The 19,748-nt window shown below is 38.0% G+C and carries 21 protein-coding genes; 17 read left to right on the top strand and 4 right to left on the bottom strand.

The window, feature by feature from the left end; translation table 11 throughout:
• Positions 1-215 precede the first annotated feature (215 nt).
• The 3 genes from RCG17_RS20465 (at position 216) to RCG17_RS20475 (ending at position 2,594) form a co-directional block, all read left to right on the top strand.
• Complete coding sequence (locus RCG17_RS20465; RefSeq protein WP_308171916.1) at positions 216-1,418, top strand: C40 family peptidase; 1,203 nt, start codon at positions 216-218, stop codon at positions 1,416-1,418.
• A 135-nt stretch (positions 1,419-1,553) separates the two neighbouring features.
• Positions 1,554-2,279: an NAD-dependent protein deacylase gene (locus RCG17_RS20470; RefSeq protein ID WP_308171917.1), complete on the top strand. Its 726-nt coding sequence runs from the start codon at positions 1,554-1,556 to the stop codon at positions 2,277-2,279.
• Between the two features lie 114 nt (positions 2,280-2,393).
• On the top strand, positions 2,394-2,594 hold the full coding sequence (locus tag RCG17_RS20475) for a CDGSH iron-sulfur domain-containing protein (protein ID WP_308171918.1): 201 nt from the start codon (positions 2,394-2,396) through the stop codon (positions 2,592-2,594).
• Between the two features lie 88 nt (positions 2,595-2,682).
• On the opposite strand, the gene RCG17_RS20480 is transcribed toward RCG17_RS20475, so the two are convergent.
• Positions 2,683-3,192 (bottom strand): DUF1259 domain-containing protein, encoded by a 510-nt coding sequence (locus tag RCG17_RS20480; RefSeq protein WP_308171919.1) that lies wholly within the window; start codon positions 3,190-3,192, stop codon positions 2,683-2,685.
• A 213-nt stretch (positions 3,193-3,405) separates the two neighbouring features.
• Here RCG17_RS20480 and RCG17_RS20485 point away from each other — a divergent pair, with 213 nt between their 5' ends.
• The 4 genes from RCG17_RS20485 (at position 3,406) to RCG17_RS20500 (ending at position 8,440) form a co-directional block, all read left to right on the top strand.
• Positions 3,406-5,463, top strand: coding sequence for a BglG family transcription antiterminator (locus RCG17_RS20485; protein WP_308171920.1), 2,058 nt, complete (start codon positions 3,406-3,408; stop codon positions 5,461-5,463).
• Between the two features lie 85 nt (positions 5,464-5,548).
• Complete coding sequence (locus tag RCG17_RS20490) at positions 5,549-5,815, top strand: phosphocarrier protein HPr (RefSeq protein WP_308171921.1); 267 nt, start codon at positions 5,549-5,551, stop codon at positions 5,813-5,815.
• Entirely contained in the window at positions 5,815-7,545 is a 1,731-nt protein-coding gene (ptsP, locus tag RCG17_RS20495; RefSeq protein ID WP_308171922.1) for a phosphoenolpyruvate--protein phosphotransferase, read from the top strand. The genes RCG17_RS20490 and ptsP overlap by 1 nt, the downstream gene beginning before the upstream one ends.
• 34 nt (positions 7,546-7,579) lie before the next feature.
• Positions 7,580-8,440, top strand: a complete 861-nt coding sequence (locus tag RCG17_RS20500) for a class II fructose-bisphosphate aldolase (RefSeq protein ID WP_308171923.1) — start codon at positions 7,580-7,582, stop codon at positions 8,438-8,440.
• Between the two features lie 98 nt (positions 8,441-8,538).
• On the opposite strand, the gene RCG17_RS20505 is transcribed toward RCG17_RS20500, so the two are convergent.
• On the bottom strand, positions 8,539-9,066 hold the full coding sequence (locus tag RCG17_RS20505; RefSeq protein WP_308171924.1) for a helix-turn-helix domain-containing protein: 528 nt from the start codon (positions 9,064-9,066) through the stop codon (positions 8,539-8,541).
• A 190-nt stretch (positions 9,067-9,256) separates the two neighbouring features.
• Here RCG17_RS20505 and RCG17_RS20510 point away from each other — a divergent pair, with 190 nt between their 5' ends.
• The 6 genes from RCG17_RS20510 (at position 9,257) to RCG17_RS20535 (ending at position 14,960) form a co-directional block, all read left to right on the top strand.
• The gene (locus tag RCG17_RS20510) at positions 9,257-9,904 is read left to right on the top strand and encodes an alpha/beta hydrolase (protein ID WP_308171925.1); all 648 of its coding nucleotides are present in this window, start codon (positions 9,257-9,259) and stop codon (positions 9,902-9,904) included.
• Between the two features lie 2 nt (positions 9,905-9,906).
• Entirely contained in the window at positions 9,907-10,686 is a 780-nt protein-coding gene (locus RCG17_RS20515) for a DODA-type extradiol aromatic ring-opening family dioxygenase (protein WP_308171926.1), read from the top strand.
• Positions 10,687-10,820: 134 nt separating this feature from the next.
• The gene (locus tag RCG17_RS20520; RefSeq protein WP_308171927.1) at positions 10,821-11,168 is read left to right on the top strand and encodes a metal-sensitive transcriptional regulator; all 348 of its coding nucleotides are present in this window, start codon (positions 10,821-10,823) and stop codon (positions 11,166-11,168) included.
• Between the two features lie 25 nt (positions 11,169-11,193).
• Positions 11,194-11,400 carry a copper chaperone CopZ gene (gene copZ, locus RCG17_RS20525; RefSeq protein ID WP_308171928.1) on the top strand — a complete coding sequence of 69 codons (207 nt, stop codon included), beginning with the start codon at positions 11,194-11,196 and terminating at the stop codon, positions 11,398-11,400.
• 83 nt (positions 11,401-11,483) lie between these two features.
• On the top strand, positions 11,484-13,895 hold the full coding sequence (locus RCG17_RS20530; RefSeq protein WP_308171929.1) for a heavy metal translocating P-type ATPase: 2,412 nt from the start codon (positions 11,484-11,486) through the stop codon (positions 13,893-13,895).
• 171 nt (positions 13,896-14,066) lie between these two features.
• Positions 14,067-14,960, top strand: coding sequence for an alpha/beta hydrolase (locus tag RCG17_RS20535; protein WP_308171930.1), 894 nt, complete (start codon positions 14,067-14,069; stop codon positions 14,958-14,960).
• Between the two features lie 102 nt (positions 14,961-15,062).
• Here RCG17_RS20535 and RCG17_RS20540 read toward each other — a convergent pair whose 3' ends face one another.
• Both RCG17_RS20540 and serC read right to left on the bottom strand, forming a co-directional pair.
• A complete protein-coding gene (locus RCG17_RS20540; RefSeq protein WP_308171931.1) occupies positions 15,063-15,266 on the bottom strand; it encodes a hypothetical protein in 204 nt (67 codons plus the stop codon).
• A gap of 458 nt (positions 15,267-15,724) precedes the next feature.
• Positions 15,725-16,819 (bottom strand): 3-phosphoserine/phosphohydroxythreonine transaminase, encoded by a 1,095-nt coding sequence (gene serC / locus RCG17_RS20545; protein ID WP_308171932.1) that lies wholly within the window; start codon positions 16,817-16,819, stop codon positions 15,725-15,727.
• Positions 16,820-17,121: 302 nt separating this feature from the next.
• Between serC and RCG17_RS20550 the strand changes: the two genes are divergently transcribed.
• The 4 genes from RCG17_RS20550 (at position 17,122) to RCG17_RS20565 (ending at position 19,581) form a co-directional block, all read left to right on the top strand.
• Entirely contained in the window at positions 17,122-17,934 is an 813-nt protein-coding gene (locus RCG17_RS20550) for a LysR family transcriptional regulator (RefSeq protein WP_308171933.1), read from the top strand.
• A gap of 77 nt (positions 17,935-18,011) precedes the next feature.
• A complete protein-coding gene (locus RCG17_RS20555; RefSeq protein WP_308171934.1) occupies positions 18,012-18,599 on the top strand; it encodes an undecaprenyl phosphate transporter UptA in 588 nt (195 codons plus the stop codon).
• Positions 18,600-18,692: 93 nt separating this feature from the next.
• Positions 18,693-19,067 carry a hypothetical protein gene (locus RCG17_RS20560; protein WP_308171935.1) on the top strand — a complete coding sequence of 125 codons (375 nt, stop codon included), beginning with the start codon at positions 18,693-18,695 and terminating at the stop codon, positions 19,065-19,067.
• Positions 19,018-19,581 carry an alkaline phosphatase family protein gene (locus RCG17_RS20565; RefSeq protein ID WP_308171936.1) on the top strand — a complete coding sequence of 188 codons (564 nt, stop codon included), beginning with the start codon at positions 19,018-19,020 and terminating at the stop codon, positions 19,579-19,581. The genes RCG17_RS20560 and RCG17_RS20565 overlap by 50 nt, the downstream gene beginning before the upstream one ends.
• Positions 19,582-19,748: the final 167 nt, after the last annotated feature.

The raw sequence follows: 19,748 nt of genomic DNA on the forward strand, positions 1-19,748 counted from the left end.
GGTAGTTAGTCAACTGGACTAACTACCTTTTTCAGTATATATTACGTTTTCGACAGAAAACCGGAGTAGTACTTTTTTCATTCGACTATTTGTTTAATTCTTCTACATAATATTACAAATATATTACATTGGTGCTAGTCGCATTGTATTTAGTAGACTTGGAATTTAAACTAGATAATAGTGATTAATTAAAGGTATGAAAAGGTGATTTTGTAATGAATGGAAAAAAATTCAAATATTCAGTATCGGTTGCAGTATTATCCACTATGATTCTAGCAACCCCTACTTTTGCAAGCCCAGAAAATTCTAAAGTGACACAAACACAAATTAATCAGACACAAGGACAAATCAATGACTTTGAAACAAAGATGCAACAATTAGACAATCAAATATCAGTTGGAATGGATAAAAGTCAAAAACTTAACGATGATATCAAAATACAACAATGGAAAATTGAAGCAGCAAAAGCAGAAATCGAAAAGGCCAAAAAGGATTTAGATGCCCATAAAAAGATTTATTCCGAAAGATTAAGAGGTTATCAATCTCAAGGACAACAGCCGTTTATCACCTACGCCGAAATTTTGCTCTCATCTGATAACATATCTGAGTTTTTAACTCGGTCTACTGCTATTTCACAATTTCTTCAAAGCGATTCTGACCTACTAAACGGGTTAATTAAAAAACAACAAGATTTAGAAAATGCCCAAGCACAACTACATAATGAGTTAGAAAAATTAAAATCGGTTCAGGATGAATTAGCTGCAGAGCAAAAGAAGATTGAAGAAGATAAACAAACAGTTCAAAAAGAACTAGCAGATTCGAAAAACAATTTACACCTACAACAGGATCAATTGGCACAACAACAAGCAGAAGAACTGGCACAACAAAAGGCACTGCAGCAAGCAGCGGAATTAGCACGACAACAAGCAGCACAACAAGCAGCACAACAAGCAGCACAACAAGCTGCACAAAAAGCAGCAACACAGCAACAAGCTCAACAGGCTTCATCTGGCACCAACACTTCAGCACCAACTACATCGACTGACAATAGTAATCTGACAAATTCTGATAAAGCAAGTAAAGTGATTGCCTATGCTGAACAATTTTTGGGTGTTCCATACGTTTGGGGCGGATCCTCACCAAGCGGATTTGATTGTTCAGGATTAATGCAATATGTGTTCCATTCTGTTGGCGTGAGCCTTCCAAGGATTGCCTCAGCTCAGCAAAATGCCGGTGCGAGAATTTCAACTAGTGCAGTACAACCAGGAGACCTAGTATTTCAGGGTGATCCTGCTTACCATGTAGGTATGTACATCGGAGGCGGAAAATGGATACAAGCTCCTGAAACTGGTGATGTTGTCAAAATTTCAATTTACAATCCATCAAAATTCTCAAGTGCTGCCAGGGTATTGAGGTAATAGTTTAAAGCAGTTTTCGATAAAAACGATAGAATTAGATATTCGTAGTTTAATACCTTCCTTCATTCGTCAACAGGTCCTAAATTTTTTCGTGTTATTGGCTTGTTGTATAATAGGCAAAAAGGAGGAAGAAAAGTGGAAACAAATCGAGCCTTAGCGGAAATGATTCAGGCATCCCAAAAACTTGTGTTTTTAACCAGGGCCGGAATCAGTACGGAATCGGGCATTCCTGATTTTCGTTCATCTGGCGGCATTTATGCAAATGGTAATGTTGAACACTATATCTCGCGCTATTTTTATAATAAAAGTCCCAAGGATTTTTGGAAGCATTTCAAAGAAATTTTCCAGTTGAAAATGTTGGGCAATTATGAACCAAATAACGGACACCTATTTATCAAAGAGTTGGAGGATATGGGGAAAGAGGTGACGGTCCTGACACAAAACATTGACGGACTCCACCAAAAAGCAGGAAGTAAACATGTCCTTGAACTCCATGGAACACTTAGGACAGCACATTGTCCTAAGTGCAAACGGGTGTATAATTTGGAATATACGTTAAGAAATGATGTTCCCCGCTGTGAACAAGATGATTTTATTCTGGATACTGATGTTGTCCTATTCGGTGATGCAATCAAACATTTCGAAGAAGCCATAGATGCTATTGAAACTTGTGATTTATTGATTGTGATGGGGTCCTCACTGAATGTAACGCCAGTAAACAGTTTTCCGGAATATGCAAAGCAATCCTGGAATACAAAACTTGCGATTATTAACAAAGAAGAAACAATCAAAGACTGCTATTTTGATGTCGTGATTCATGACAAGATAGGAGATGCGGTCATAAACCTATCCAAGTGGTGAACATTATTCAACCAACCCTCCACAAATTTATTCTTACGATTAATATTAGTCCTTCTGTAAATGGATAAGGGCAAATATAGTGTACAGAGGTAAAAAATGAAATGGAGGGGAAACATGGGTAATCAAATTAAGATTATTAATAATGGCCCGCTTGTAGTTAGTGGAGATTTTCAATTAAGTGATTCTCAAGGTAATGAATTTAGCAAACGAGAAAAGATCTTCCTTTGTCGTTGTGGTCACTCCAATAACAAACCATTTTGCGATGGCTCTCATAAAAAAGCTGGCTTTGAGAGCAGCCCCAAATTTTCAAGTTAATACAGTGTTCTTCTGACGATGGAAGAGAATAAATCTATCAAAAAAATGCACTTCTATTCATATAGAGGTGCATTTCTTTGTGCATGCTTTAAAATAACCCGGCTTCTAGTGCTGCAGCATAACTGTCTTGAGCGAATTTGGTCGGGCTGCTGACTTGTTCCCAGTGCATATACATTAAACGGGGATTGTCAAACAACCAGTGATTGTGGATGGCAGTAACCGTAATTCCTCTTTTTCGAAGTGCAGTCAAAAAACGATTGATTTCACTTTGAAGGATAACCGTTTCTCCAAGATTTAGTGTTCGGCCGTTAATATTATTTTCGAAGGATAAAGCAAATGGAAGTGCTAAAGGAGAACGTGTTTTGCGGCCTAGGATCGTAGCATTAATATCACGCAGACGTTGAACGACACAAACAGGCGATGAGGTGATTACCTCGCCGCCTATGATTTTGGCAAGCTGCTGGCAACTAGTCATTACAGGTCGTCTCGAGCTGGATGTTGTGGGCTTGTACCTGCTAGAACTAGAACATCTGGATCTAGAACTGGAGCTGGAACTGGAACTGGAACTTCTGGAGCTGGAACTTCTGTAGTAAGACATTTAAGATCCCTCCCTTCTATTAACATGTCATAGTATATTCAGAAGGTCGAGGGCTTGTATAGGTATGTATAATAAGTTACTTTTTAAAAGAACAATATTTGTCCAAATTGGAGTTCAGCCCAATTTTGTAACCTAACTTGTACATGATTTGCTCCCAATTACTAATCCTAATGAAACCGGTTTAATATATGATATTTACAGGAGGACTAGCAAATGATGATTGAAAAGCGTCCTGCGCTTTTATTGGATTCCCTTCTTAAAGTAAAAAATGTCACCATGAATCAGCTCATTGATATCATGCAATTAACTAAACGGCAAATATCGTATGATCTGGATAAAGTAAATCAATGGTTGAAGGAAAAAAATCTTCCAGCCATACAATACAAGGGTATTCCGTATATTATAGTCCCGCAAGAAGTTGAAGCATATCTTCGTGACCAGCAAACAAATCAGCAAGAACGAGATTTTGTTTTAACCGAAGGGGAACGCTTGGCAGTTATCTATCTTTATTTGTTTATTCGAAGTGAATCGATTTCCTCCTATCATTTAACACAGCTTTTACAAGTCAGTAAGAACACCGTTATTTCCGATTTGAAAAAAGCAAATGAAGTCAATAGCTCATTCTTGGTAGAGATTCGATATTCCAGGCAGAAGGGCTACCATCTCGAGGGAACTGAGCTGGACAAAAGAGTGCTGGTGATGGACTACCTATCCCGGCTGATTCATGTTCCTTATTTTGAAAAATTAATTGAATATCTATTAAGGGAAAAAAAGGGGGGCATTTACTATAAAGATACCCTTCGTGCGCTTAAAGAAATTGAAAGACAGTTTGCTCTTTATTTTGTAGAGGAACGTTTACATCAATTTGCCTTTTTTCTGATTTTCTATTATTACCGGGAACAAGAAAAAAAGTTTGTCCAATTTCACTCGGATGAAGCGGCATTATTAAGAGAAGACCCCATGAATGAGGCTGCTATAAAGTTACGCCAATTACTTCAGCTTGAGGATGAGGTATCTGAGACATGCTACATAACGATACAATTACTTGGCTTGTCTTTTGGGAAAAGTGTTATTCAAAACAATGACCAGGACCTTCTGTTTAAACTATGTGAACAACTTGTCTTTGATTTCGAGGCTAAGGCTTGCATTGTCTTTGAAAAAAAAGATGAGGTAATCCAACGATTGTACCAGCATTTGAACCCTGCTTATTTTCGGATGAAATATCGGATTCCGATTATCAATCCGCTCCTGCAACAAATTAAGAGTGAGCATAAGGAGCTTTATATGATTGTTAAGGAGTTGCTTCATCCAATCGGCTCATTGTTAAGAATAACGATTCCAGAAGAGGAAATCGGTTTTATCACGATGCATTTTGGGGCCTTGCTAGAAAAACCAAAACAAGTGATGCCTGAAAAGAAGAAAGCCATTGTGGTTTGTCCCAGCGGCATAAGCTCATCCTTAATGGTAAAGCACCAATTGGAATCCCTTTTCTCTGAAATAACTGTCGATCAAACATTGTCGTTACGAGAATTTCAAGAGGGAGAATACGATCACTATGATTTAGTATTTTCGACAGTAAGGCTAAAAACCAGTCTTCCCTGTTTTTATGTAAAGCCAATTATGACGCCAAATGAAAAGCATAATCTTGTGAATGAAGTTTACCCATTTCTTTTTGGTATTCAATATCATGATGTATCTTTAAAAGAATTAGTTCAAACCATTAGCAAGTTTGCAAGCATCCATGATGAAGAAGGGTTAAAGAAGACATTAAGTCAATTTACGTTTCTTCAAAATATAAACGTTCAGAGTGAAAAACATATCGTGTTAAAAGATTTATTAAAAGAAGAGACAATCCAAGTCATGGATGGGTTTAATGATTGGAAGGAAGCTATAAAAATAGCAGCCGAACCTCTTCTAATGAAAGAAATTATTGAACCTTCCTATATTGATGCCATGATTGAAAATGTCGAAACATTAGGTCCGTATGTAGTAATTGGTCCTGAAGTGGCGATTCCCCATGCTCGCCCTGAAAAGGGAGCAAAAAAGGTGGGGATAAGCTTTTTAAAACTGAGGCAGCCTGTGAATTTTTTGAATAATGAAATGTATCCTGTCCGATTGCTGTTTTGCATTGCAGCAATTGATAATACAACCCATCTTAAGGCCCTTTCACAGCTAACTACATTACTGAATGAAAAGCTTGAGTTTTTGAAAGAGATGGAATCAATTGAAGAAATTATGAGGTTATTTAGTCAATATTCCAATGTTGAATAAGTGTATTTATTACTGCGAAAAACCGTTTGTAAGCGGAATTATATATGAACATACTATTTAAGTAAAAATTAGGAGTTGGATTATAATGGTTGAAAAACAATTTAAAGTAATCGAAGAAACAGGAATTCATGCCCGCCCGGCAACAGTAATCGTACAAAAGGCTGGTAAATTTAATTCAGATATTCAAATCGAATATAAAGGAAAAAAAGTCAATTTAAAATCAATCATGGGCGTTATGTCCCTTGGAATCAGCTTTGGGTCAGATATTAAAATTATTGCCGAAGGCAGTGATGAGCAAGAAGCATTGCAAGGAATTGAAGAAACTTTAACGAAGGAAGGTTTAGCAGAGTAATGAGTTTTTTAAGCGGTATTGCAGCATCAAGTGGAATTGCTATTGCAAAAGCCTATCGTTTAGTAGAACCAGATCTTTCATTTAGTAAGACAAATGTTGATAATGCAGATAAAGAAATAGGCCGTTTTCAAACAGCCCTTTCACGGGCAAAACAAGAGCTTGAGGAAATTCGTGATCGGGCAAAAAGTGAATTAGGTGCTGATAAGGCTGCTATTTTTGAGGCACATCTGCTTGTTTTAAGTGACCCTGAATTAGTAAGCCCGATAGAAGATCAAATTAAAACAGAAAAAGTGAATGCAGAATTCGCCCTAAACAATACAGCAGATATGTTTATCACTATGTTTGAACAAATGGATAATGAATATATGAAGGAACGTGCTGCGGATATTCGCGATGTAACGAAACGTGTTCTTTCTCATTTACTTGGTGTCCAGATTGTTAATCTTAGTATGATTTCTGAAGAAACAATCATTGTGGCTGAGGATTTAACTCCATCTGATACAGCCCAATTAAACCGTAAATATGTTAAAGCTTTCACAACTAATATTGGCGGTCGTACTTCACACTCAGCTATAATGGCACGTTCAATGGAGATTCCTGCTGTCGTTGGAACAAAGACAGCTACAGCCGAAATTAAAAATGGTGATGTCATCATTGTTGACGGCTTAAAAGGGGAAGTTCACATCAATCCTTCCCAAGAGGTGATTGAACAGTACTTGCAGGAACAAAAACGTTACGAACAACAAAAAGCTGAATGGGCAAAACTTGTAAATGAAAGGACCGTCTCAGTTGATGGTCTTCATGTTGAACTAGCCGCCAATATTGGAACTCCTAAAGATTTAGAGGGAGTTATCAATAATGGAGGAGAAGCAGTAGGTTTGTATCGAACTGAATTCCTCTACATGGGAAGAAATGAACTTCCTTCAGAAGAAGAACAATTTGAATCCTACAAAGCAGTTCTTGAAGGCATGAATGGAAAACCTGTTGTCGTTAGAACGCTGGATATCGGCGGAGATAAAGAACTTCCTTACTTAGACTTACCGAAGGAAATGAATCCATTTCTTGGATTCCGTGCGATCCGTCTTTGCCTTGAAGAACAGGGGATCTTTAGAACCCAGCTCCGTGCATTATTGCGTGCGAGTTCTTTTGGAAATCTAAAAATTATGTTCCCGATGATTGCTACATTGGATGAATTCCGTGCCGCAAAATCTTTGTTAGAAGAAGAAAAGCAAAAGTTAATGGGTGAAGGAATTGCAGTTTCAGATAAAATTGAACTGGGAATCATGGTTGAAATTCCTTCAACAGCTGTTTTAGCTGACCAATTTGCAAAAGAAGTTGACTTCTTTAGCATTGGAACAAACGATTTAATCCAATACACAATGGCCGCAGATCGTATGAACCAACGTGTGTCCTATTTGTATCAACCATATAGCCCATCTATTTTGAGGTTGGTTAAGATGGTGATTGATGCAGCACATAAAGAGGGGAAATGGGCTGGAATGTGCGGCGAAATGGCCGGAGATGAAACAGCCATTCCATTGCTATTGGGACTAGGTTTAGATGAATTCTCAATGAGTGCGACATCCATCTTAAAAGCACGCTCTCAAATACTAAGACTTTCTAAAAAGGAAATGGAAGACTTAGCTGAAAAAGCATTGCAGATGAGTACAACATCACAAGTCGTCGAGCTAGTTAAGGCAGCTACAGAAAAAAATCTTTTAACGGTGTAAAAAGAATTTCTTATTTTTTAGAGGAGGTAATATCATGGCATTAGTATCAATGAAAGAAATGTTAAATAAGGGATTAAAAGAAGGGTATGCAGTTGGGCAGTTTAACATCAATAACCTTGAATGGACACAAGCAATTTTAGCAGCTGCAGAGGAGGAAAAATCTCCAGTAATCCTTGGAGTTTCTGAAGGGGCAGCACGTCATATGGGTGGCTTTTCCGTGATTACAGCAATGGTAAAAGCGCTGATGGGCGAAATGAATATCACTGTTCCGGTAGCGATTCACTTGGATCATGGTTCAAGTTTCGAAAAATGTAAAGCAGCTATCGATGCTGGATTTACCTCTGTTATGATTGATGCTTCTCATCATCCGTTTGAAGAAAACGTAGATATTACAAAACAAGTAGTTGAATACGCTCATGAACGTGGTATCTCAGTTGAAGCTGAATTAGGAACAGTAGGCGGACAAGAAGACGATGTAATCGCTGATGGTGTCATCTATGCTGATCCAAATGAATGTAAGGAACTAGTTACACGTACAGGTATTGACTGTCTTGCTCCAGCATTAGGCTCAGTTCATGGTCCATACAAAGGAGAGCCAAACTTAGGCTTCAAGGAAATGGAAGAGATTTGCCAAACTATTGAAATGCCATTAGTATTACATGGCGGTACTGGTATCCCAACCGATCAAATCAAAAAATCCATTTCACTGGGAACTGCAAAAATTAATGTAAATACTGAAAACCAAATCGAGTTTACGAAAACGGTACGTGAAGTCTTAAATGCTAATCCGGACGTTTATGATCCACGCAAGTACATGGGTCCAGGCAGAGAAGCTATTAAACAAACGGTAATCGGAAAAATTCGTGAATTTGGTTCTGCTGGTAAAGCAATTTAATAGGGGAAAAGAAATTATTTCACCCGAATCGTAATTATAAAAATGCCCTTGATAATATTGCTTATCAAGGGTTTTTTGTTGTAACGGGAAACGTAACGTTACATTTCTGTATAAACAGCAATCAAAACAACTGCGGTTTCATCCCCGATATTTTTCACAAAATGGGGGACGCTTGCACACCAGCTAAAGGTATCGCCTTCTTCGAGTATAATGGAATCTTCTCCTTGCTCTGCTAAGATTTTTCCTTTCAGTACTAAATGACATTCCTCGCCTTCATGAGCCTTTTTTTCTCCTGTAGAGGCACCCGGCGGGAAATCAACCGTTCTCAAGCTTAATCCTGCTCGGGATGCTAAATGCTCTACTTTTAAATCGGATCCTGTTGAGATTGTATATTCCCTCTCATTTTTTCGAATAACACTCATTTGTTGATCTTTTTCTAATAGTAAATATGGTAAAGGAACTTTTAAAAAATTGGCGATCGTTTGTAATGTACTAATGGAAGGGGAAGTATTGTTGTTTTCAACATTACTGATAAATCCTTTGGAAAGGCCAGTCCCTTCACACATTTGCGCAATGGTTATTTGTTTTCTATTTCTAATTGCACGAATTTTAGAGCCGATATCCATGCTCTTCACCTCAAATGTTTTCTTATATAGAACATATTTACATATTAGCAAAAAAACGATTGACGCGCCAACCCTTTTAGAGATATCATATAAGAAACAAATATTCATATCAAAAAACACATGGTTTGTTTCTAAATATAAAAAAATAATTAGCTAAAAATATAAATTGAATGTTAAGGAGGATTACGATATGGAGACTTCAATGATCTATGAGCTTCGACGTCCGAAGAATATCATACCTGATAAGAAATATCCTGCATTGTTTGTGATGCATGGTATAGGAAGCAATGAGGAAAATATGCTTTCGTTGGTAGAGGGGCTGGAAGAATCTTTTTACATCTTTAGTATCAGGGGACACCTCTCACAAGGACCAGGATTTGCATTTTTTACAATTGAGGGTTATGGCAAACCTCATCGGGAAGTATTCGATGATGGAATTCAACGCTTATCAAACTTTATTGATTATGCATGTGAAAATTATTCGCTGGATTTAAGTAAATTATACTTATTAGGATTTAGTCAGGGTGCGATTCTTTCAATGACATTAGCACTAACGCTTGGGAAAATTAAGGGGATTGTGGCTTTAAGCGGCTATATACCACAGTTTGTAAAAGAAGAATACGAGATAAACCCTGGGGGCGACTTAGCTGTATTTATCTCTCATGGTGAGTTTGATCAAGTTCTCCCATTTGAATGGGGCAAGGAAAATGCAGAGTATTTTACCAAATTAGGTATTCCAGTTACATTTAAAACATATCCAGAAGGTCATACAGTGTCTCTCGATAACTTTCAAGACTTCCGAACTTGGATTTTAAATGATTTAAAAAGGGGGATTTAACAATGCTTCCATCTTTATTTATTGCCCATGGCTCACCGATGCTTGCCATAGAGAATAATGAGTATACACAATTTTTAAATCAGCTCGGCCAAACATTGCCTCGTCCTAAAGCAATTGTCTTATTCACAGCTCATTGGGAGTCGCATACTCAAAAGGTAAGTGAAGTCGATCAATATAGTATGATTTATGATTTTGGTGGATTTGATCAAGCGCTTAACAGCATTCAATATCCAGCCAAGGGCAATCTAGAAATTGCCAGCGAAATAGAGGCTTTATTTTCAAAAAGCGGAATCCCATTTCAAGTGGAAACACGGCGCGGGTTAGACCACGGTGCATGGGTAGTCCTTCGGCTCTTGTATCCAAATGCCGATATTCCGGTCATCGCTATGTCGGTGAATCAGGACCTTCCGCCAGAAGAACATTATAAAATTGGGAAAGCTTTATCAGCATTAAGGGCTAATGATGTACTGGTCATTGGCAGTGGAGGAACCGTTCATAATCTTAGGGTATTGAATTGGCGTGATAATGGGGCCACCGATCAATGGGCACTCGAATTTGATGACTGGTTAGCCCATCATGTGCAAAACTGGGATTTACCATCATTATTTAAATATGAAACACTTGCACCAAATGCTGTCAATGCAGTTCCGCCATATGGGAAAGAACACTTTATTCCACTTTTTTATGCCATGGGTGCAGCGGATGACAACCAAACAGCAACATTACTTCACCGCAGTTTCCGATATGGAAGCCTAAGTCATAGTGTTTGGCAGTTTGGGTGATAATTTAATAATGGGGTCTTCATTTAAAACAACGGCATACCCGTTGTTTTTTTTATACATTTTGTGAACTTTAAGAAATGGGCTTTACATAGGGTAGGGGGGTATGGTTAAATAGAGTTGAAGGAGGGAGATTGATGGAGAATCACGAATCGTCAAATCCTAATCCTCCATGTGAGAATCATTGCGATTCGATCACGTCGGAGCGAAAAAGCCACCATTCGGAAAATACAAAAAAGAATCTTATTACAAGATTAAATCGTGTTGAAGGGCAAATTCGTGGCATAAAAGGTCTGATTGAAAAAGATACGTATTGCGATGATGTCATCACACAAATTGCAGCAACCCAGGCAGCATTAAACAGCGTGGCCAAAATCCTTTTAGAAGGGCATTTGAAAAGCTGTGTGGTTGAACGAATTCAAGAGGGAGACCATGAAGTTGTCGATGAGCTGCTTACTACCATTCAAAGGCTTATGAAAAAATAAGCTACAAATAGGAGGGAATTTTAAGATGGAAAAAGTAACATTAAACGTTCAAGGAATGTCTTGCGGTCACTGTGTTAAAGCTGTTGAAGGCAGTGTTGGTGCTCTTAGTGGTGTTAGCTTAGTAAAAGTTGATTTAAAAGCAGCTAAAGTAGATGTTGAGTTTAATCCGCAAGAAGTTTCATTAGATAAAATTAAAGACACAATCGATGACCAAGGTTACGACGTTCAATAATAGAGACTACAAACGTGCTAGCTCCTAGCACGTTCTTTTCAAAAACAATATATACCTATATAGGGTATAAGGAGACGGTTTTAATGAGTCACACCTTGAAAGAAACCAATTTGCAAATATCCGGGATGACTTGTGCAGCTTGTGCCACCCGTATTGAAAAAGGTCTTAATAAATTAGAAGGTGTCGAGACAGCAAATGTCAACCTGGCCTTAGAAAAATCCGCAATCAAGTTTGATCCTGCAAAGATCAACATCGTTGATATTCAAAAAAAGATACAGGATTTAGGATATGATGTTGTAACAGAAAAATTAGAGCTTGATATTACGGGGATGACCTGTGCAGCTTGTTCGGCGCGAATTGAAAAAGGCTTGAATAAGCTTGATGGGATTATGAAGGCAAATGTCAATTTAGCACTTGAAAAAGCAACAGTTGAATATATCGGAGCAGTGGTCATTCAAAGCGACATTATTAAAAAAGTTGAGAACCTTGGCTATGGTGCAGCTGTAAAAGAAGATGCAAAAGAAGCGGTGGACCATCGCCAAAAAGAAATTGAAAAACAAACGCAGAAATTTATTTTTTCCGGAATTCTTTCCTTGCCATTACTTTGGGCAATGGTTGGCCATTTTTCATTTACTTCTTTTATTTGGGTTCCGAAAATGTTTATGAATCCATGGGTGCAATTTGCTCTGGCAACACCCGTTCAGTTTTTTATAGGCAAGCAATTTTATGTCGGCGCCTATAAAGCCTTAAAAAATAAAAGCGCCAATATGGATGTGCTTGTTGCTTTAGGTACATCTGCAGCCTATTTTTATAGTGTTTATCTTTCATTCATGTCTTTAGCCAGCAATGCAACAGTCGAGCTATATTATGAAACAAGTTCGATCCTCATTACGTTAATTATTCTAGGAAAGCTTTTTGAAGCAAAAGCAAAAGGACGTTCATCCGAAGCAATCAAAAAATTGATGGGACTTCAAGCCAAGACTGCCACAGTTGAAAGGGCAGGGGCCGAACAAGAGATTCCGATCGAAGAAGTGGTGGTTGGGGATATTCTTTCTATCAAACCAGGCGAAAAGATCCCCGTAGATGGAAAAATTATAGAAGGATATTCAGCCATTGATGAGTCAATGCTTACAGGCGAAAGTGTTCCCGTTGATAAAGGGATCGGTGCTGAAGTCATTGGGGCCACTATCAATAAAAATGGGTTTATCAAAATAGAAGCAACTAAGGTTGGCCGCGATACCGCTCTTGCTCAAATTATCAAGGTAGTTGAAGAAGCGCAGGGCTCAAAAGCACCCATTCAACGGCTCGCCGATCAGATTTCTGGTGTATTCGTACCAATTGTTGTTACCCTTGCAGTAATTGCCTTTATTGTTTGGTATTTTTGGGCAGTCCCTGGTGATTTTTCAAGTGCTCTAGGGAAGATGATCGCTGTCCTTGTTATCGCCTGTCCATGTGCGCTGGGTTTGGCAACACCTACTTCAATTATGGCTGGTTCTGGCCGTGCCGCCGAATTTGGAATTTTGTTTAAGGGCGGAGAACATTTGGAAATGACTCATAAGATTTCCGCTGTCGTCTTAGATAAGACTGGAACTGTAACAAATGGGACACCTGTTTTAACAGATATTTTTACTGTAGAAGGAATGAAAGAGAACGAGCTTTTAACCTTAATCGGTTCAGCGGAAAACAGGTCCGAACACCCACTGGCACAAGCCATTGTTCAAGGTGTCAAAGATAAGGGAATTTCATTGGTTGAAGTAACTGAATTTGAAGCCATTCCTGGTTATGGAATTAAAGCCACTGTTTATGAGAAAGAAATTTTGGTGGGTACAAGAAAATTAATGAATCAGTATAACATTGCTGTTTCTGATGCTATTGTACGGATGGAAGAGCTCGAAAAGATGGGGAAAACAGCAATGCTTGCTTCGATAAATGGCGAATTCGCCGGGATTGTGGCTGTTGCCGATACAATGAAAGAAACCTCGAAGAACGCGATTAGCCGTCTAAAAAATATGGGACTTGAGGTTATTATGATTACGGGTGATAACAGGCAAACTGCTGAGGCGATTGCTGCCCAGGCAGGTATAGATCAGGTCATTGCCGAGGTTCTTCCTGAAGGGAAAGCCGATGAAATAAAGAAACTGCAGGAGCAGGGGAAAAAAGTAGCAATGGTCGGAGATGGGATCAATGATGCACCAGCCTTGGCAATTGCTGATATTGGTATGGCAATTGGAACTGGTACAGATGTAGCGATGGAAGCAGCTGATATCACCCTTATTCGCGGGGATTTAAACAGTATTGCCGATGCCATTTTCATGAGTAAAAAAACCATAAGCAATATCAAGCAAAATTTATTCTGGGCCCTTGCTTATAATACGATCGGCATTCCAATTGCAGCCCTTGGATTCCTTGCACCATGGCTTGCAGGGACAGCAATGGCATTTAGTTCTGTATCCGTTGTTCTTAACGCCTTACGACTCCAAAAAGTAAAATTGTAGGATTAAAGGAACATTAATAGTTGTAAAAATAGACATAAAAAAGGCGTGCGCCACAAAATGGTTAGCACGCTTTATTATTCAATTGTAAGCCGTTAATTAAATGTTAAGGAACATATGATATGTTGGAAGAAAAAGTATAATAGCTTAAAATATATTCGGGAGGAAGGGTGTATGGGAGAAATAAAGTCAAAAAAAAGAGTATACATAACGGTATCTTTGATTATTTTTCTGCTTATTGTAGGCGGATTCTATTTCTATCATTCTATTTCAAATCAAGCATTCAAACCTTTTAACCTCAAGCAAAGCGGGAGCGAACAGTTAAATATCAAATATGGCAAGAGTAAAAATCAAGCATTAGACCTATATACACCTAAGCTTCAGAATGGGAAAAAGATGCCGGTTATCATTTATGTACATGGTGGTGGATGGTCCGGTGGGACAAAGAGTAATGTAGATGATAAGCCTGCTTTTTTTGTGAATAAAGGCTATGTGTTTGTTTCTGTTGAACATCGTTTTTCACCACATGTTAAATATCAACAGATGGCAGATGATATTTCATCAGCGGTTAAATGGGTTTATAGCCATGCTGCTGATTATCAAATTGACACTAATAGAATCAATTTGATGGGCCACTCTTCAGGAGGTCACTTGGTTATGTTAATCGCTACCAATCCAAAGTACTTGAATGCAGTAGGGCTTTCACCAAGTTCGATCAGTTCAGTTGTCAGCCTAGAGGGACCTATTAATCTGACGGATTTTCTTCAGAGAATGGGAACCTATAAAAAAGTATTTGGGAATAATAAAAAAGTGTGGGAAGAGGCATCTCCAGAAACATATGCTGAAAATAAAAATTTACCGCCGATGCTGTTGGTAACCCGCAGGAAAAGCTCCATTACTGCTTTTATGGAAAAAGCGAAAAAGGATGGCAATAAAGTTAGTTACTTTGAATGCGGTTCACTCTCACATAGTGATGTAACCAATTTGCTAGGCTCCAATAAGGGCTCGGCTGAAGCAAAAAATATGACTATGGCTATTGAAAAATTTTTAACAAAATATAACTTTTAAAATAAAATCCCCCTTGTTAAGATGTGTTCTCAAAACAAGGGGGATTAGTAATTATGAACTTGGTGTAGAATCATTTCATCAACCTGCCATTAACTAATTTTTTTAAACCAGGACTTCATCTCTTTTTACGTTTAGTATTTCTTTTTCGGGAATCTCTTCCCAGCGATTACCGCGTGAGGTTAGTTGATAGGTAAGTAAATCACTAGAAAGACCGTTTAAATGTGACATGATTAAATCCTCAAATACACTTTCCATCTCCCACTCATTGCAGATCATATAAATATCTTCAAAATCAGCAAGTGACATGACCGTCACCTCCCCTCAGAGGAAGCTTTTAACTACTTCCCTTTGCTTTAATTATATGTCCTTATCCAAAAATTAAAGGTCTTGTTTTTGACAGATTTTTGAATATTTCAACAAAAGGAAGGACAAGGATGGTTTATGTGACCGAACAGGAGCAAAAGCGGAGAGCAAGGTAACATTGAGGATCTATGTGACCGAACAGGAGCAAAAGCAGAGAGCAAGGTAACACAGAGCGGTTCTATGTGACCGAACAGGAGCAAAAGCAGAGAGCAAGGTAACATAGAGCGGTTCTATGTGACCGAACGGAAGAAAAAGCAGAGAGCAAAGTAACATAGAGGATCTATGTGACCGAACGTTAGCAAAAGTAGAGAGCAAAGTAACATAGAGTGTAGATGGAGGGGGTTCTGCCAAAAAAGGTAAGACCGCCAATCACTGATTGGCGGTCTTACTTATTTCTACTATTAGCCATTTACCTTTTGGAATTGAAGCATAAATTCACTGAATGCTTTACAAGCTTCGTATGGAACTGCATTGTAGACCGATGCACGGCAGCCCCCTACAGAACGATGTCCATTCACACCGATGAAGCCTTCTTGTTTAGCTTCTGCAAGGAATTTCTTCTCTAATTCTTCGCCTTTTACGCGGAAAGTGATATTCATAAGGGAACGGCTATCCGTTTCAGCATGTCCAATATAGAAGCCATTGCTTTCATCAATTGCATCATAAATTAATTTAGCTTTTTCTTCGTTCCGTTTTGCAATTTCAGTAACTCCGCCGATGCCTTTTACCCAATTTAATACTTCACCAAGCATATAAATACCAAAGGTTGGCGGTGTATTATATAAGGAATTATTTTTCGCAAAAGTGCTGTATTTTAACATGGTTGGAACATTTTGATTTTCTTTTTCGATTAGATCCTTACGAATAATGACAACCGTCACTCCAGAAGGTCCAAGGTTTTTCTGAGCACCGGCATAGATCAAGTCAAACTTGCTGACATCAACTGGTTTTGAAAGAATATCACTAGACATATCCGCAAATAATGGTACATCAACAGTAGGGAACTCTTTCCATCCTGTTCCAAAAATAGTATTGTTGGAAGTTAAATGTAAATAAGCATCATCTGCATTGTGCTGGATTTCATTAAGCTTTGGAATTCTGCTGTAATTGCTGTCCTTTGTGCTTACCAATTGATAAGGATTTCCGAATAACTTAGCCTCTTTAAAGGCCTTTTCTGACCAAGAACCGGTCATGATATATCCAGCCTTTTGCTCAGGCTGTAAGAAATTCATTGGAATCATCGAAAACTGTAAACTTGCTCCCCCTTGAACAAATAAAACTTCATAATCATCAGGAACAGAAAGCAATTCTTTTAAATTGGCAATTGCTTGATTGTGTACTACTTCATAATCTTTGCTGCGGTGGCTTAATTCCATAACAGACATTCCGGTACCGCGAAAATCTACTAGCTCTTGTTGTGCCTTTTCCAATACTTCTAATGGAAGGGCGGATGGTCCAGCATTAAAATTGTAAGCACGTTTAACTTGTAAATTCATTTCATTCACTCCTATATTTACGCTTTACTCTATTTACATCATATTACATTATAGAGAAAAAGCACATTTTAAATATTTAAAATTTTACTATTTAATAAATATATTCTGAATACAAAGTGTTTACAGGGTTTTCTATTGATAGGTACTCAGAAAAAATATTAATAGGGATTTTTCAGCAATAATATTAATCAGAAAATTTATATTTTTGGGATGTCTCTATTTTTACATGAATTAACGTATAATTCAAATATAACTATTGTTATGTAATCATAACAAATTCATTATATATAGAGGGGAACACTATGAATACAAAGCATTTAGCCTTATTTGAGCAGGTCGTAAAAACAGGGAACATTACACAAGTAGCGAAAAATTTGCATGTTAGTCAGCCTGCCATTTCGATGCAGCTTAAACGTTTGGAACAAGAGGTAGGGGTTCGGTTGTTTACTATTGTTGGCAGAAATATTTCCGTCACAGATGCCGGGCATACCTTTTTAGAATACGTGGAATCCATTCTATCTCTAGAAGGGCAAATCTTTCGATCGATGGAAGAATTTCGTCTTGGAAATCGTGGCAGAATTGTGGTCGGAGCCTCGCCAGTTGCCGGGACTTATTTACTTCCTAAACTATTACTTTCCTTTACGAAGGCTTACCCAGATATTACAGTGGAGATTGAAACAAGCACGGATGTGGAAATTGAAAGATCCGTTCGAATGGGGAGTATTGATGTAGGACTGACTCTAAAAGAACCTGATGATCAACTGGCTTTCCGAGTTACAGGATATTCCCAAGAAAGGCTCATCGGTATCCAGCCATCACCTTCATTTAATAGCAGGACAATCCTCTTGTCGGGTGATGTGTTGATCCCCTTAAATGATGATCTGGATTTGGATATTATGAGACTTGATTCGACCGAGGCTGTGAAACAATTTGTAATGGAAGGTATCGGTTATGGAGTTGTATTGGAATCAGCTGCCAAATTGGAAGTCTCTAATGGAAAGCTTTTTTATTGGAGAGACTATTCCCCATATCCAGTTGTAGCAAATGTAATTACAAGACCTGCGGAACGTTTATCAAAAAGTGTATGGTTTTTCCTAAACCATTTAGGAAAGTAATGAATATAGTCATGAACTTTTCTGTATTGTTATTGGTCTATTCCTAGGTAAGAAAAAATGGGTTAGGAAGGTAGTCTATGTCGCATTTCATTCAATCTGTTTTTACATTATTATCACATCTTGGTTATATGGGAATTGCTTTAGGATTAATGGTAGAGGTAATTCCAAGTGAAATTGTTTTAGCTTATGGAGGTTTTTTAATTTCCAAGGGGGAAATCGCTTGGGTAGGCGCCGTAATTGCTGGAACAATCGGGGGGATCATTGCCCAATGGTTTTTATATTGGCTGGGAAGATATGGGGGCAGGCCGATTTTAGATAAGTATGGAAAATACATTCTTATTCAGCCGCATCATATTGATGTTGCCCAACAATGGTTTAGTCGATATGGTGCAGGTGTTATATTTACAGCAAGGTTTATACCTGTCGTGAGACATGCCATTTCCATCCCTGCAGGTATTGCTAAAATGTCATTTTCTAAATTCACCTTATATACGATTTGTGCCATTATTCCTTGGTCAATTTTATTTCTTTATTTAGGATATACCTTAGGGTCAAATTATGAGATGATCAATCAGGCGGCACAGCCATATGTACGTCCAGCAATTGTTGTTGCTGTCATCTTAACAATCGTTTACCTCCTTTTTAAATGGAAAAAGAAAAAATAACTTATGTAAGATAAGAAGCGCCCATGTTGGTGCTTTTTTCTTTTTTCCTGATAATGGTATTATTTTGTAAAGGTTTAAAGAGGAGGAAGTAGCGTGAAAAAAGTTAAATGGTTATTTTTACTTATCGGAATGATGATCATTTTAGGCTCATGTACACAAACCGAGCCTAAAAAGCAGACTTCTCCCGTTAAAACAGTAACAAGGCAAATAGAAAAGGTAAGTCTTCCGAAAATTGACCATATTATCATTGTTGTTGAAGAGAATCACTCTCAAAGTCAAATTACCAATCATCCTTCTGCTCCATATATGAATTTACTTATGAAAGAAGGAGCAAATTTTACCAATTTTCATGCGATTGAACATCCAAGCCAGCCCAATTATTTAGATTTATTTTCTGGGTCCAATCAGGGTGTAACAAATGACCGCCTGCCACTATCAAAATTTTCTTCAGCTAATTTCAGCCGGTGAATTAATCGAAAAAAATTATTCGTTTACGGGATATTCAGAAGGGCTGCCATCAGTAGATTTTAATGGAGAATCAGCAGGAAAAAGTGGTTATGCACGTAAACATAATCCATGGGTCAATTTTACGAATATACCAAAAGAGGCTAATCAGCCACTAACCAATTTCCCGAAGGATTTTGAGAAACTGCCGACTGTTTCTTTTGTCATTCCTACATTGCAAAATGATATGCATGATGGGACCATTCAGGAAGCAGACCAATGGTTAAAAGCTCATTTAAACCCATATGTCCAATGGGCAAACACACATAATAGTTTGTTAATTGTTACATGGGATGAAGATGAGGGCTCACAAAATAATACCATTCCAACTCTTTTTGTAGGACCAATGGTAAAATCGGGGCAATATAGTGATAACCTAAATCATTTTAACTTATTAAGAACCATTGAAGATATTTACGGATTGTCACATGCAGGTGCAGCTGGGAACAGCTCACCGATCGTTGGGATTTGGAGATAGTTCTGGGAGCAGATGTTTTGACGTTGTTCGGACTCAAATCATGGCCAAAGATCCAACATTTTTGAATTTAAAGCCAGAGTAATGAATGAGTCCAAACAACTTTTAACCCAGCAGCATTTTGCTGATGGAAGGAAAACAACTCTCCAGCGGATTAAAAGGGGAGTGTT

This window comes from Neobacillus sp. PS3-12, from assembly GCF_030915385.1.
Taxonomy (GTDB): Bacteria; Bacillota; Bacilli; order Bacillales; family Cytobacillaceae; genus JAEVLT01.